Genomic DNA, 14,119 nt, shown 5'->3' on the forward strand with positions numbered 1-14,119 from the left:
TGAATTGAAGATAAAGCCATGCCTCTCACCGCTTCATGGCGCTATTGGCGCGATGTCATGCTCACCGCCGCGGCGCCCGCAATCTGGGGCTCGACCTACATCGTGACCTCGGAATACCTGCCACCCGACCGTCCTTTCACCGCCGCCCTCATCCGCACATTGCCCGCAGGCCTGTTGTTGCTGTTGCTCACCCGCCGGCTGCCTGCCCGGCGGGATGGCTGGCGCCTGATGGCGCTGGGCGCGCTGAACATCGGCATCTTCCAGGCGCTACTGTTCATCGCGGCCTATCGTTTGCCGGGCGGCCTGGCGGCCGTGCTGGGGGCCATCCAGCCGCTGCTGATCATGGTGTTGGCCTGGGCCGTGGATGGCCGTACGCCGTCCCGTGTCACGCTGTGGGCGTCCCTGGCGGGCGTGCTAGGCATGGCGGTGCTGCTGCTGTCGCCGCAGACGGTCTATGAGCCGGTGGGCATTGCCGCAGCCCTGTTCGGCGCGGCCTGTATGGCGGCGGGGGTATGGCTGACGCACCGCTGGCGGCTGGATCTGCCGGTGCTGGCGCTCACGGGCTGGCAACTGCTGATCGGTGGGCTGATGCTTGTGCCGGTGGCCTGGCTGGCGGACGGGCCGCTGCCGGCGCTCACGCTGTCTCAGTTGTCGGCCTACGCCTACCTGAGTCTGGCCGGCGCCTTGATCGCCTACGCGCTGTGGTTCCGCGGCGTGGCCCGCTTGCCAACGGTGGCGGTGGCTTCGCTCGGTTTGCTGAGTCCGCTCACGGCGGTGGTGCTGGGCTGGGTGCTGCTCTCCCAGTCGCTGACGGGCTCGGCGCTGGCCGGGCTGGTCGTGGTGCTGGCGAGCGTTCTTGCGGTGCAATGGACCGCCGCCCGGCGCGGGTGAGACCTTTCGACTGCTTGTCTGTCCGCGGGCGGCGATTACATCAGGAAGATCGTCGCCAGCCCCAGGAAGATGAAGAAGCCGCCGGAGTCGGTGACGGCGGTGATGATCACGCTGGAGCCCACCGCCGGGTCCTGCCCCAGCCGGCTGCGGATCATCGGCGCCATCACGCCCACGAAGGCGGCGAGGAGCAGGTTGAGGGTCATCGCGGCGGTCATCACCGCGCCGAGCTTGGCGCTGCCGTAGAGCACCCACGACAGCACGCCCAGCAGCCCGCCCCACACGAGGCCGTTCACCAGGGCGACGCCCATCTCCTTCTTGAGCAGGCGGGACAGGGCGTCGTCCTGCACCTGGCCCATCGCGATGCCGCGCACGATCATCGTGATGGTCTGGTTGCCCGAGTTGCCGCCGATGCCGGCGACGATGGGCATCAGCGCGGCGAGCGCCACCAGCTTCTCGATGGACTCCTCGAAGGCGCCGATCACCCGGCTGGCGACGAAGGCGGTGACGAGGTTCACCGCCAGCCAGGCCCAGCGGTTCTTCACCGAGTCCCACACCGGCGCGAAGATGTCCTCGCCTTCCTTCAGGCCGGCCTGGCTGAGCAGCTCGTTCTCGGTTTCCTCGCGGATGAAGTCCACCACCGTGGCCACGGTGACCCGCCCGACCAGCTTGCGGTGGTAATCCACCACCGGCGCCGACACCAGGTCGTAGCGCTCGAAGGCCTGGGCCGCGGTCTCGGCCTCGTCGGCGGGTTCCAGCGTGAGGGTGTCGGTGAGCATGATCTCGCCGACCACGGTCTCCGGGTCGTTGATCAGAAGCCTGTCCAGCGGCAGCACGCCGCGCAGGTGTTCATCCCGGTCCACCACGAAGAGCTGGTCGGTGTGGTCGGGCAGCTCGTCGAAGCGGCGCAGGTAGCGCAGCACCACCTCGAGGCTCACGTCCTCGCGCACGGTGACCATCTCGAAATCCATCAGCGCGCCCACCGAGTCGTCGGGGTAGGACATCGCGGCGCGCAGCTGCTCCCGCTCCTCCTGGTCGAGGCCCTGGTAGACCGCCTCCATCACCTCGTGGGGCAGGTCGGGCGCCAGGTCGGCCAGCTCGTCGGCGTCGAGCTGCTCGGCGGCGGCGCGCAGGGAGTCCGGGTCCATCGACTCGATGAGGGACTCCCGCACCGCGTCGGAGACTTCGAGCAGGATCTCGCCGTCCCGCTCGGCCTTGACCAGATCCCAGACGAACAGGCGCTCCTCGACGGGGAGCGCCTCGAGGATGTGGGCGACGTCGGCGGAGTGCAGACTGTCGAGCTTGTGGGTCAGCTCCTGGATGTGCTGCTTGTGCACCAGGCTCTCGACCAGCGCGTGACGGGGCATCTCCTGACGATGGACGAGCTCCTCCACCAGCTTGTGGCGGGCAAGCAGTTGCTGCACCTCGCGCACGTGGCTGTCGAGGTCGTCGTGGTGCTGGAGATCGTCGTTGTCGGCCATGCTCGGCATCCCGCGGAGGGCGGCGCCTCGGGTGGCGCGCAGGTTGCGGATTCTACGGCCTTTGCTGCGCCGCGGCGACCCGGGTTTGATGCTTTTCGGCGTGCGGCGGCCCCGTGGCGGGCAGGTGGGTGGCGGAGCGGCCCCGTGGCGAGCCAGGCATGGCATCGGGCGTGACGGCGAAGGGGCTGCGGGGGGCTAGGTTGCCTCAGTTTCAGGCAATGCTGGGTATCGGGATGCCCAACAGAGGGTCTGCGCGACCCTCTATTGCCCCACGTCGGGGCGCGAGAGGGGCGCGCCATGCCAACGGAGGTTCACCGGGAGGCTTCCATGCCCCGTTTTGGGGCATAAAAGGGGCCGGGGCTGGCTCGCGGGGGTCTCGGAGACCTGAGAGGCGCGCCCACCCATTTGCCCTACGGCCAGGCTCGCGCTCCGAACATCATCCGCTTGGCCACAAAATGCCGCGCCGGCGGGAGCAGGTCGAGGGCGAACAGGCCGGCGCCGCGGGCGTGGGCGAGGGGGGGGATGGCATTGCTGAAGAGGCGCACCAGGCCGTCGGTGAAGCGGATCGTGCCCTGGCGGTCGAGGCGCCGGGCGTCGGCGTAGCGGGCCAGGGTGTCGGCGGCGCCCGGGTCGCCGTCGGCGCGCAGCAGCACCTGGGCGAGGGCCCACACGTCGCGCAGGGCCAGGTTGTAGCCCTGGCCAGCCACCGGGTGGAGGGTCTGGGCGGCGTTGCCGAGCCACACGGTGCGCTGGCCGACGGGGTTCGGACGGTAGCGCAGCTTGAGCGGGTAGCGGGCGCGCGGGCCGACCGCGGCAAAGTGCAGGCGGTCGCCGAAGTGGGCCTGCAGGCGGGCCCGGTAGGCGTCGTCGTCGAGGGCCATCAGGGCGTCGGCTTCGGCCGGGTCGGCGGTGTGCACGATCGCGCAGTCGTGGCCGCAGGGCAGCACGGCCAGCGGGCCCTGGGGGGTGAAGCGCTCCCAGGCCCGGTGGGCGTGGCCCTCGACGGGCGTGGCGACGCAGATCACCGCGTGCTGGGCGTAGTCGCGCTCGACGAGCTCGGGGGCGTCGTCGCCGTCGATGCTGCCTTCGGCGCAGGCCACCAGGCGGGCCGTCAGCGGGTTGCCGCCCGTGAGGCTGACGATCACGTCGTCGGCGCCGGCGGCGAGGCCGGCGACGCTGCTGTGGTCGAGGATGGGGATGCCGGCGGCGGCGAGGGCGTCGTCGAGGGCCGCGGCCAGGTCGCCGGCGGCCACCACGTAGCCCATCGCCGGCAGGCCGTAGTCGGCGGCGCTGAGCAGGCTGCGGCCGAGGCGGCCCTGCTGGGAGATGTGGATGGTCTCGATGGGCGTGGCGCGCAGTTGCGCCCACACGCCGAGCCGCTCGAGGGTCAGCCGGCTGCCGTGGGAGAGGGCCAGCACGCGGGGGTCGTGGCGCGCGGCGCCGCGGGCGCGGGCGTCCACCAGCAGGATGTCGAGCCCGGAATCCTTGAGGGCCAGCGCCAGGGTCATGCCCACCGGGCCGGCGCCGACGATGATCAGGTCATGCCTGGGCATGGGGGGCCTCGCGCATCAGGGCTTCGATTTCGGCGACGGTCTTGGGCGTGGAGATGGTGATGATGTCGTGGCCCTCGGGGGTGACCAGCACGTTGTCCTCGATCCGCACGCCGATGTTCCAGAAGGCCTCCGGCACGCCCTCGGCCGGGCGGATGTAGGCGCCGGGCTCGACGGTGAGCACGTTGCCGGGGGTGAGCAGGCGCCACTGGCCGCCGGTCTGGTAGCTGCCGGCGTCGTGCACGTCGAGGCCCAGCCAGTGGCCGGTGCGGTGCATGTAGAACTGGCGGTAGCTGCCGGATTCGAGCACGCCGTCGAGGCTGCCCTGGAGCAGGCCGAGGTCGAGGAAGCCCTGGGCGAGCACCCGGGTGGCGGCGTCGTGGGCGGCGTTCCAGTCGAGACCGGGGCGGACCTTGTCGATGGCTGCGGCCTGGGCGGCGAGGACCAGCTCATACACCGCCTTCTGGGGGCCGCTGAAGCGGCCATTCACCGGGAAGCTGCGGGTGATGTCGGAGGCGTAGCCGTCGAGCTCGCAGCCGGCGTCGATGAGGATCAGCTCGCCGTGCTGCATCTGGCGGTCGTTCTCGACGTAGTGCAGCACGCAGGCGTTGGGGCCGCTGGCGACGATGCTGCCGTAGGCCGGGGCCTGGCTGCCGTGGCGGCGGAATTCGTGGAGCAGCTCGGCCTCGAGCTCGTGCTCCCAGGCGCCATGGCGGGCGGTGAGCATGGCGCGGCGGTGGGCGCCGGCGGTGATCGCGGCGGCGCGGCGCATGGTGGCGATCTCGCTGTCGTCCTTCACGAGGCGCATCTCGTCGATCAGGCCACGCACGTCGCGGATCTGGGCCGGCGCCTGGTGGCCGCTGCGGGCCTGGGCGCGCACCCGGTTGAGAGCGTCGGTGAGGCGGCGGTCCCAGTCGGGCTCGTAGCCCATTGAGTAGAAGATGGTGGGCTGGTTGAGCAGCAGCTCGGCCAGCTTGCCGTCGAGCTCGGCGATGGGGTGGGCCTCGTCGAAGCCGAAGGTTTCGCGGGCGGCCTCGGGGCCGTGGCGGTAGCCGTCCCAGATCTCGCGCTCGATGTCCTTGCTGCGGCAGAACAGCAGGCTCTTGGGCGTGTCGCCGGCGATCAGCACCAGCACCGCCTCGGGCTCGCGGAAGCCGCTGAGGTAATAAAAGTAGCTGTCGAAGCGGTAGCCGTGGTGGGTGTCGCGGTTGCGGATGCGCTCGGGGGCGGTCGGGATGATCGCGACGCCGCCGCCGGCCTCCTGCATGGTCTGCAGGAGCCGGGCGCGGCGGGCCTGGAAGGGGGCGATGTCGAGGGGCATGGCGGGAACCGGGGAGTGGGGTGTCAGCTTGGATGCCGCAACTGGGCGTCGAGTTCGGCGAGGCGGGCCGGCGTGCCCACATCGACCCAGCGGCCGTCGTGGCGGGCGCCGGTGACGCGGCCGGCGGCCATCGCGGCGCGCAGCAGCGGGGCAAGTTTGGCGGGCTGGTCGGGGGCGACGCCGGCGAACAGGGCCGGGTGGTAGGCGCCGAGGCCGGCGAAGGTGAGGCGCTCGCCGCGGCCGTCGTCGCACACGCGGCCGTCCGGCAGCAGGCCGAAGTCGCCGGCCGGGTGGTGGGCGGGGTTGGGCACCAGCAGCAGGTGGGCGAGGGGGCCGTCGGCCGAGAGGGTTGTGGCGGCGTGGCCAAGTGCGGCGAGGTCGGCGTCGGCGAAGACGTCGCCGTTGATCACGACGAAGGGCGCGTCGCCGAGCAGCGGCAGGGCGCGGGCGATGCCGCCGGCGGTCTCGAGGGCCGTGCCTTCGGCCGAGTAGCGGATGCGCACGCCAAGGGCGCCGCCGTCGCCGAGGGCGTCCTCGATCATCTGCCCCAGGTGGGCGTGGTTGATGACGAGATCAAGGATCCCCGCTGCGGCGAGGCGCTCGATGTGCCAGACGATCAGCGGCTTGCCGCCGGCCGGCAGCAGCGGCTTGGGGCAGCTGTCGGTGAGGGGGCGCATGCGTTCGCCGCGGCCGGCGGCGAGGATCATGGCTTTCATGGCGCTCAGAAGGAGTAGCCGACTTCGGTGACGGTGGGCTCGAGCTGCTCCAGCAGGCGCAGCAGCGGGCGCAGCTCGCCGTAGCGTTCGCAGGCCTTGCGCAGGTAGTGCATCACCAGCGGCATGTCCTTGAGGTAGCCGTCCTTGCCGTCCCGGTGGTAGAGGCGGGCGAAGATGCCGAGCACCTTGATGTGGCGCTGCACGCCCATCCACTCGAAGTCGCGGTGGAACTCGGCGAAGTCGGCGCGCACCGGCAGGCCGAGGGCGCGGGCGGTTTCCCAGTAGCGGGCCAGCATGTCGAGGACGAAGTCTTCTTCCCAGTGGATGTAGGCGTCCTTGAACAGCGAGGCGAGATCGTAGGAGAGCGGGCCGTACACGGCGTCCTGGAAGTCGAGCACGCCGGGGTTGGGGGTGCTGACCATCAGGTTGCGGCTGTGATAGTCGCGGTGCACGAAGACCTGGGGCTCGGCGAGGTTTACCTCGACGATGCGGTCGAACACGTCGTAGAGGTCGGCGGTCTGCTTGTCGGTGAGGGTGACGCCCTTGTGGCGGGCCACGTACCACACCGGGAAGAGCTCGAGTTCGCGCATCAGCAGCGCCCGGTCGTACTCGGGCAGCACGCCGGGGCGGCTGGCGTTCTGGATGCAGATCAGCGCGCCGAGGGCGTCGGCGTAGAGGTTGTGGGCGTTGTCGGGGGTGAGGGCCTGCAGGTAGGTGGTGCTGCCCAGGTCGGAGAGCAGCAGGAAGCCGTCGTCGAGGTTCTGCTTGATGATCTGCGGCACGTGGGCGCCGGCCGCGCCGAACAGCCCGGCCACCTGGATGTAGGGGCGGCAGTCCTCGTGGCTGGGCGGGGCGTCCATCACGATCAGCGGGGTCGGATCGTCGGCAAAGGTGACCCGGAAGTAGCGCCGGAAGCTGGCGTCGGCGCTGGCGGGAGCGATTTCGAAGGCGCGGCCGGGAAATTCGGCGGCAAGCCAGGACTGGAGTTGTTGGCGTCGTTCCACGGGAGTCGGAGAGGCGTTCGTGTAAAATCACGCAGTTTATCAAACGATGGTCGGCGCGCCGGCCGGTTCCGCACCCCGGATGAAACCACGTACGCAGTTGAGCTTTCTGTCCATCGCCCTGTTCGCCCTGTGGGGGCGCGCCGGTGCCGAGGATCTCCCGCCCTTCGTGGTGCCCCCGTCCCTGCTCGGCCGCCCCGCCGCCACGGTCAGCCCGCCCGCGCCGGCGGCAGCCCGGCCCGCCGCCCAGGCCGTCACGAGGTCCGCCAAGACTGAGGTCAAGGCGGACGCCAGGCCGGCGACCAGGCCCGACTCCAGGCCGGCGTCCGGCCGCACGACCCGGATGGCCCCCGCCGCCCCTGCCCGGTTGACGGCGCCCGGCGCGACCCAGATCAGCGCCGACAAGGTCTTCGGCCGCCAGGACGTGGACGCGGTGGCCGAGGGCTCGGCGGTGCTCCTCCGCGACGCCACCCGGGTCGAGGGCGACCGCCTGCATTACTTCGAGCTCACCGACGAGGTCGAGGCCACCGGCCAGGTGCGCGTCAGCCGGGGCAGCGACGAGATGAGCGGGCCCCAGGCGCGGCTCAAGGTCGGCCAGCAGGTGGGTGTCTTCGAGTCGCCCGAGTATTCGATCAGTCGCCCGGGGCGCCCCGCGCCCCCCGGCCAGGAGCTGCTGCCTGGCCAGTTCACGCCCCGTTCGCAGCAGCCGGTCACCGGCCACGGCGCGGCGGAGAAGCTGTACCTCGAAGGGGAGAACCAGTTCCGCTTCACCAACGCCACCTGGACCAGCTGCAAGCCCGACCGGCCCGACTGGTACCTGCAGGCGCGCGAGCTCGACCTCGACTACGACGCCAACGTGGGCGAAGCGCGGGGCGGCACCATGTATTTCAAGGGCGTCCCGCTGGGCTACCTGCCGTGGGCCGACTTCCCGCTCGCCGACCAGCGCCGCTCCGGCGTGCTGTCGCCCACCTTCGGCACGTCCAACAAGGTCGGCTTCGACCTCACGGTACCCTATTACTTCAATCTGGCGCCCAACTACGACGACACGCTGACCTTCCGCTACATGGGCCGCCGCGGTGCCCAGCTGCGCAATGAGGCACGCTACATGACGCCCGAGTACAAGGGCTTCAGCCTCATCGAGTACATGCCGGAGGATCAGGTCGAGGGGCGCAGCCGCTACGCCGGCAATCTGCGCCACGACCACAACTTTGGCGGCGGCTGGTCGGGCAACCTCAACTTCGCCGGGGTGTCCGACCCCCGCTACTTCATCGACCTCAGCTCGCGGCTGTACCTCACCTCGCAGACCCACCTGCCCCGGGAGGGCCGCCTCACTTATGGCGGCGGCGGTTGGTGGACGGCCAGCGGTTTCGTGCAGTCCTTCCAGACCCTCCAGGACCCGAAGACCAGCGTGAAGGTCACCGAGCCCTACAAGCGCCTGCCCCAGCTCACCCTCACCGCCAACCGGCCCGAGCTGCCCGGCGGCGCGACCTTCCTGCTGTCCAGCGAGTTCGTCGACTTCAGCCACCCGACCCTCACCCAGGGCCAGCGCCTCACCGCCTACCCGCAGCTGGCGCTGCCGCTGCAGACGGCGGCCTTCTACGTCACGCCCAAGATCGGCGTCCATGCCACCCGCTACGAGCTCGACCGGCGCGGCACCGACACCGGCGACACGTCCCTCACCCGTACCCTGCCGATCCTGTCGGTGGACGGCGGCGTGACCTTCGAGCGTGACACCTCGTTCGGCGACACCGACTACGTCCAGACCCTCGAGCCGCGGGTGTATTACCTCTATGTCCCGTACCGCGACCAGTCCCAGTTCCCCAACTTCGACTCGGGCTACTACGACTTCAACTTCGCGCAGATCTTCGCCGAAAACGTCTACACCGGCGGCGACCGCATCTCCAACGCCAACCAGGTCACCACCGCGCTGCAGAGCCGCCTGATCGACCCGGCCAGCGGCGCCGAGAAGCTGCGGGCGGCCATCGGCCAGCGCTACTATCTGGTGGATCAGCACGTCTCCCTCAACAAGGACAGCCCGGTCCGCACCGGCAAGCAGGCCGACCTGCTGGCCGCCTTCAGCGCCACCTTCGCCCCCAAGAGCACCATCGACACGGCCTGGCAGTACAACCCGCGGGACAACTGGACGGAGCGTTTCAACTTCGGCCTGCGCTTCCAGCCGGCCTACGCCAAGGCGCTGGGGGTGAGCTGGCGTTACCGCCGCAACTACTCCACGGTGCCTGGCTCCCCCGACGGCTTCCGCGATCTCGACATCACCGGCCAGTGGCCGCTGGGGGGCAACTGGTATGGTGTCGGCCGCTACAATCGCAACCTGCGCGATCACCGCCTGACCCAGGGCATCGCCGGTGTCGAATACAACGCCGGCTGCTGGGTGTTCCGCGGCGTGGTGCAGCATCTGACCACCAGCGCCACCGACTCGACCCGCGCGATGTTCTTCCAGCTCGAGTTCAACGGCGCCGGCAGCATCGGCTCCAGCCCGCTCAACGTGCTCCGGCGCAGCGTGCCCGGTTACGCCAAGATCAACGACGGCTCCACGCCCTTCGTCGGTGACGACGATCTTTGAGAGAACTCCCCGCCCCATGAAACTCATCGTCTCCCTGCTTGCCGCATCCCTGATCTCCCACGCGGCCCTGGCCGCCGATCAGGCCATCGAGGTGGACCGGATCGTCGCGGTTGTAAACAGCGACGTCATCACCCGCACCGAGCTGCGCCAGCGTGTCGAACAGGTCACCCGTCAGCTGACCCGCCAGGGCACCCCGCTGCCGCCGGCCGACGTGCTCGAGCGCCAGGTGCTCGAACGCCAGATCATCGAGCGCCTGCAGCTGCAGCTCGCCAGCGAGACCTCCCTGCGGGTCGACGACGTCGCCCTCGAGCGGGCCATCGGCCGCATCGCCGACAACAACCGCCTGTCGCCCGCCGACTTCCGCAAGGCCCTCGAGAAGGACGGCATCAGCTGGGAGCGCTTCCGCGAGGAGGTCCGCAACGAGATGCTGCTCGGCCGCGTGCGCGAGCGCGAGGTGGACAGCCGCATCGTGGTCTCCGACGCCGAGGTCGCGAACTACCTCGCCAACCCCGACCACGCCGCGGCCGGGCAGGACGAGTTCAACCTCGCCCACATCCTGTTCCGCGCCCCCGAGGGCGCCAGCCCCGAGCAGCTCGCCCGCCTGCGGGCCAAGGCCGAGGAGGTCGCCGCCCGGGTCGCCCGCGGCGAGGCCTTCGACAAGCTGGCCGCCAGCTACTCGGATGCGCCGGACGCCCTCTCCGGCGGCAACCTCGGATGGCGCAGCGCCGAGCGCCTGCCTGGCCTGTTTGCCGAGGCCGTGGCCAGCCTCAAGCCCGGCGAGACCACGCCGATCCTGCGCAGCGCCGCCGGCTTCCACCTGATCAAGGTGCTCGGCCGCAAGGGCGGCAGCCAGGACGCGATGCCGGCCCAGGTGCAGCAGACCCACGCCCGCCACATCCTCATCAAGACCAGCGAGATCGTCTCCGACGCCGATGCCCGCCGCCGCCTCGTCGACCTGCGCGAGCGTATCGTCCAGGGCGGCGCCAGCTTCGCCGAGCTGGCCCGCCAGCATTCGGCCGACATCTCCGCGGCCAAGGGCGGCGACCTCGGCTGGATCTACCCGGGCGACACCGTGCCCGAGTTCGAGCAGGCGATGGATGCCCTCAAGCCGGGCGAGGTCAGCCAGCCCATCCAGTCGCCCTTCGGCTGGCACCTGATCGTCGTCGAGGAGCGCCGCGTGCAGGACGTCTCCGACGACCGCAAGCGCGCCGCCGCCCGCAACGCCCTGCGCGAACGCAAGTCCGACGAAGCCTTCCAGGACTGGCTGCGCCAGCTGCGCGACCGCGCCTATGTCGAATACCGGCTGGAAGAGCGCTGAAATGATCCTCGCCATCACCAGCGGCGAACCGGCCGGCGTCGGGCCCGAACTGTGTGCCGCCCTGGCGCGACGTGACTGGGCGGCGCGGCTGGTCGTCATCGGCGACCGCGGCCTGATCGCCGAGCGCGTCCATGGCATCGCCCCGGAGGTCCCGGTGGCCGACTACGCCCCGGGCGCGGCGCCCGCCCCCGGCAGCCTCGAAGTGCTGCACGTGCCGCTGGCAGTGCCGGCGGTGGCGGGGCGGCTGGATGCCGCCAACGGGCGCTACGTGCTCGACGTGCTCGACCGGGCCATCGCCGGCTGCAAGTCAGGCGAGTTTGCCGGCATGGTCACCGCGCCGGTGCACAAGGGCATCATCTGCGAGGCCGGCGTGCCCTTCTCGGGCCACACCGAATATCTGGCCGAAGCCACCGCCACCCCGCTGGTGGTGATGATGCTCGTCGGCGGCGGCCTGCGCGTGGCCCTCGCCACCACCCACCTGCCGCTCAAGGACGTCTCCGCGGCGATCACCCGCCCGCTGCTCACCGACACCCTGCGCATCCTGGACCGCGACCTCCGCCAGCGCTTCGGCCTGCCCGCGCCGCGCATCCTGGTGGCTGGGCTCAACCCCCACGCGGGGGAGGGCGGCCACATGGGTACCGAGGAGATCGAGGTGATCACGCCGGTGCTCGACGCCCTGCGCATGGATGGCATGCAGCTCGTCGGCCCGCTGCCCGCCGACACCCTGTTCGTGCCCCACACCCTGCAGCACGGCGACGCGGTGCTCGCCATGTACCACGACCAGGGCCTGCCGGTGCTCAAGCACGCCAGCTTCGGTGGCGGCGTCAATGTCACCCTCGGGCTGCCCATCGTGCGCACCTCCGTTGACCACGGCACCGCCCTCGACTTGGCCGGCACCGGCAAGGCCGACCCGGGCAGCCTGTTCGCCGCCGTCGAGCTGGCCATCGCGATGGCCGGCGGGCGGCCATGAACCTCCGCCGGCGCCTGCTCGTCGCCGCAGCGGCCAGCCTCGGCCTCGCCGCCTGCGGGGCCCAGCCCACTCGGCCCGAGCCGCCCACGCCGCGGGCGGCGCCCCGCAAGCCCCGTGTCGCGCTGGCCCTGGGCGGCGGTGCGGCCCGCGGCTTCGCCCACATCGGCGTGATCAAGGCCCTCGAGACCAGCGGCATCGGCGTCGACGTGGTGGTTGGCACCAGCGCCGGCTCGGTGGTCGGCGCGCTGTATGCCGCGGGCCACGGCCCCTTCGAGCTGCAGAAGCTGGCGATCCAGCTCGACGAAGCCGCAGTCACCGACTGGAGCCTATTCGACCGCGGCCTGATCAAGGGCGAGGCGCTGGAGCGCTTCATCAACACCCACGTGGGGGGGCGCCCCATCGAGGGGCTGCGCCGGCGTTTCGCGGCGGTGGCCACCGACCTGCAGAGCGGCGAGCCCATCGTGTTCCAGCGCGGCAACACCGGCACCGCGGTGCGCGCCTCTTCGTCCATCCCTGGAGTGTTCCCGCCGGTCACCATCGGCGGTCGCGAATATGTGGACGGCGGCCTCGTCGCGCCGATCCCGGTCCGCGCGGCCCGCGGGCTGGGGGCCGACCTGGTCATCGCGGTGGATATCTCCAGCCGCCCCAGCGGCAAGACCAAGGCCGGCAGCCTGGACGTGCTCCTCGACACCATCTCCATCATGGGCGGCGCCCTCGGCAAGACCGAGCTCGCGGCCGCCGACGTGCTGATCCGCCCCGAGCTGCGCGGCCTGCCCGCCACCAACTTCCAGCAGCGCCACGAGGCCATCCTCGAAGGCGAGAAGGCCGGCTTTGCCGCCATTCCCCGGGTGCGCGAGGCCATCGCCGCCTGGGAGCGCAAGCACCCCTGAACAAACCCCGCCGGCTCCAGGGCAGCCTGGGCCGGCGCTTCCCTTGAAGGACTCCCGGATGAGCGATCAACACCTCGCGCGCAAGCGCTTCGGCCAGAACTTCCTGTCCGACCCCAACATCATCCGCAACATCATCGAGGCGATCCGCCCCCAGCCCGGCGACCGCATGGTCGAGATCGGCCCCGGCCTCGGCGCGATGACCGAGCCGCTGATGGCCCGCCTGGGGCACCTGCACGTGGTCGAGATCGACCGCGACCTGATCGCCCGCCTCAAGACCGCCCATTCGCCCGACGTGCTGACGATCCACGAGGGCGACGCCCTCAAGTTCGACTTCGGCAGCCTGGTGGCCGATGGTGCGCCGCTGCGGGTGGTCGGCAACCTGCCCTACAACATCTCGACGCCCATCCTGTTCCACCTCGCGGCCTACGCCGACAAGGTCAAGGACATGACCTTCATGCTGCAGAAGGAGGTCGTGATGCGCATGGTGGCCGACCCCGGCACCGAGGAGTACGGCCGCCTGTCGGTGATGCTGCAGTACCGCTTCACCATGGGGCGCCTGTTCGATGTGCCGCCGGGGGCCTTCCGCCCGGCGCCCAAGGTGATGTCGAGCATCGTGCGGATGGTGCCGCGGCCGGTGGCCGAGTGCACCGCCAGCGACGAGGCCCTGCTCGGCAAGATCGTCACCGCCGCCTTCGGCCAGCGCCGCAAGACTCTCCGCAATACCCTGCGCGACTACCTCGACGAGGCCGGTTTCGCGGCCCTCGGCATCGACCCTGGCCTGCGCGGCGAGCGCCTCAGCGTTGCCGACTTCGTGCGCATCGCCAACCACGTGGCGCAGCAGGGCGCCTGATGTTCGCAAGGTGCAAAAATTTCAATTTAAGTGAATTTGGTGAATTAGCCATGCAGGGGTGGAAATAAGTCACGGTCGGCGGATGCCCTGCCGCCTAGAGTGGTGTTGCTCCCGGATGTGCCCGACATGGGCACCGGGGGCGAGATTGAAACCCTTCAACCATCACTCCAGTGAGGTCTACAAAATGGCTATTCGTGAACTGTCTTCGAAGGAAATCGACAACGTCTCCGGCGGCACCTTCTGCCTGTTCGGCGGCCTGCTGAGCTGGACCACCAGCTGGTTCTCCAGCCTCTGCCAGCCCAAGACCACCTGCTACACCCCCCCGAGCTCCGGCTGCTATACCCCCCCGAGCTCCGGCTGTTACACGCCGCCGACCTCCGGCTGCAACACCCAGCCCACCTACGGCTGCAACTAAGCCGGCCCTGACCGGCGAGCGGCCGTCGCCGACGGGTGACGGCCGACGGCGGCGGCACGCCTCGCCCGAGGCGCCGCCGCCGTGTGCATTCCGGCCGGCAGTTTGCACTTCCTTGCATCCCCGCTGCCGCCTCGCGGC

At 70.6% G+C, this 14,119-nt stretch carries 12 protein-coding genes; 7 read left to right on the forward strand and 5 right to left on the reverse strand.

The genetic code is table 11. The annotated features are described in order from the left end of the window. Window positions 1-18 precede the first annotated feature (18 nt). Window positions 19-891 carry an EamA family transporter gene (locus tag ACE3OU_RS04435; protein ID WP_374240335.1) on the forward strand — a complete coding sequence of 291 codons (873 nt, stop codon included), beginning with the start codon at window positions 19-21 and terminating at the stop codon, window positions 889-891. A 35-nt stretch (window positions 892-926) separates the two neighbouring features. On the opposite strand, the gene mgtE is transcribed toward ACE3OU_RS04435, so the two are convergent. The 5 genes from mgtE to ACE3OU_RS04460 form a co-directional block, all read right to left on the reverse strand. Further along, window positions 927-2,369, reverse strand: a complete 1,443-nt coding sequence (gene mgtE, locus ACE3OU_RS04440) for a magnesium transporter (RefSeq protein ID WP_374240336.1) — start codon at window positions 2,367-2,369, stop codon at window positions 927-929. A 410-nt stretch (window positions 2,370-2,779) separates the two neighbouring features. Beyond that, window positions 2,780-3,922 (reverse strand): FAD-dependent monooxygenase, encoded by a 1,143-nt coding sequence (locus ACE3OU_RS04445; protein WP_374240337.1) that lies wholly within the window; start codon window positions 3,920-3,922, stop codon window positions 2,780-2,782. Continuing rightward, window positions 3,909-5,240: an aminopeptidase P N-terminal domain-containing protein gene (locus ACE3OU_RS04450; protein WP_374240338.1), complete on the reverse strand. Its 1,332-nt coding sequence runs from the start codon at window positions 5,238-5,240 to the stop codon at window positions 3,909-3,911. The genes ACE3OU_RS04445 and ACE3OU_RS04450 overlap by 14 nt, the downstream gene beginning before the upstream one ends. Before the next feature lie 23 nt (window positions 5,241-5,263). Continuing rightward, the gene (murU, locus tag ACE3OU_RS04455; RefSeq protein WP_374240403.1) at window positions 5,264-5,947 is read right to left on the reverse strand and encodes an N-acetylmuramate alpha-1-phosphate uridylyltransferase MurU; all 684 of its coding nucleotides are present in this window, start codon (window positions 5,945-5,947) and stop codon (window positions 5,264-5,266) included. Window positions 5,948-5,961: 14 nt separating this feature from the next. Next, window positions 5,962-6,960 (reverse strand): aminoglycoside phosphotransferase family protein, encoded by a 999-nt coding sequence (locus ACE3OU_RS04460; RefSeq protein WP_374240339.1) that lies wholly within the window; start codon window positions 6,958-6,960, stop codon window positions 5,962-5,964. Window positions 6,961-7,039: 79 nt separating this feature from the next. On the opposite strand from ACE3OU_RS04460, the gene ACE3OU_RS04465 reads away from it, so the two are divergent. The 6 genes from ACE3OU_RS04465 to ACE3OU_RS04490 all read left to right on the forward strand — a co-directional run bounded on the left by ACE3OU_RS04465 (window position 7,040) and on the right by ACE3OU_RS04490 (window position 13,981). Next, window positions 7,040-9,538, forward strand: coding sequence for an LPS-assembly protein LptD (locus ACE3OU_RS04465; RefSeq protein WP_374240340.1), 2,499 nt, complete (start codon window positions 7,040-7,042; stop codon window positions 9,536-9,538). A 16-nt stretch (window positions 9,539-9,554) separates the two neighbouring features. Then, complete coding sequence (locus tag ACE3OU_RS04470; RefSeq protein ID WP_374240341.1) at window positions 9,555-10,856, forward strand: peptidylprolyl isomerase; 1,302 nt, start codon at window positions 9,555-9,557, stop codon at window positions 10,854-10,856. A gap of 1 nt (window position 10,857) precedes the next feature. After that, on the forward strand, window positions 10,858-11,826 hold the full coding sequence (pdxA, locus tag ACE3OU_RS04475) for a 4-hydroxythreonine-4-phosphate dehydrogenase PdxA (RefSeq protein WP_374240342.1): 969 nt from the start codon (window positions 10,858-10,860) through the stop codon (window positions 11,824-11,826). Then, a complete protein-coding gene (locus tag ACE3OU_RS04480; RefSeq protein ID WP_374240343.1) occupies window positions 11,823-12,716 on the forward strand; it encodes a patatin-like phospholipase family protein in 894 nt (297 codons plus the stop codon). The genes pdxA and ACE3OU_RS04480 overlap by 4 nt, the downstream gene beginning before the upstream one ends. A gap of 58 nt (window positions 12,717-12,774) precedes the next feature. After that, window positions 12,775-13,566: a 16S rRNA (adenine(1518)-N(6)/adenine(1519)-N(6))-dimethyltransferase RsmA gene (gene rsmA, locus ACE3OU_RS04485; RefSeq protein ID WP_374240344.1), complete on the forward strand. Its 792-nt coding sequence runs from the start codon at window positions 12,775-12,777 to the stop codon at window positions 13,564-13,566. A 184-nt stretch (window positions 13,567-13,750) separates the two neighbouring features. After that, complete coding sequence (locus ACE3OU_RS04490; RefSeq protein ID WP_374240345.1) at window positions 13,751-13,981, forward strand: hypothetical protein; 231 nt, start codon at window positions 13,751-13,753, stop codon at window positions 13,979-13,981. Window positions 13,982-14,119 lie beyond the last annotated feature (138 nt).

Origin of the sequence: Zoogloea sp. (assembly GCF_041908905.1) — a bacterium.
Classification (GTDB): Bacteria; Pseudomonadota; Gammaproteobacteria; order Burkholderiales; family Rhodocyclaceae; genus Zoogloea.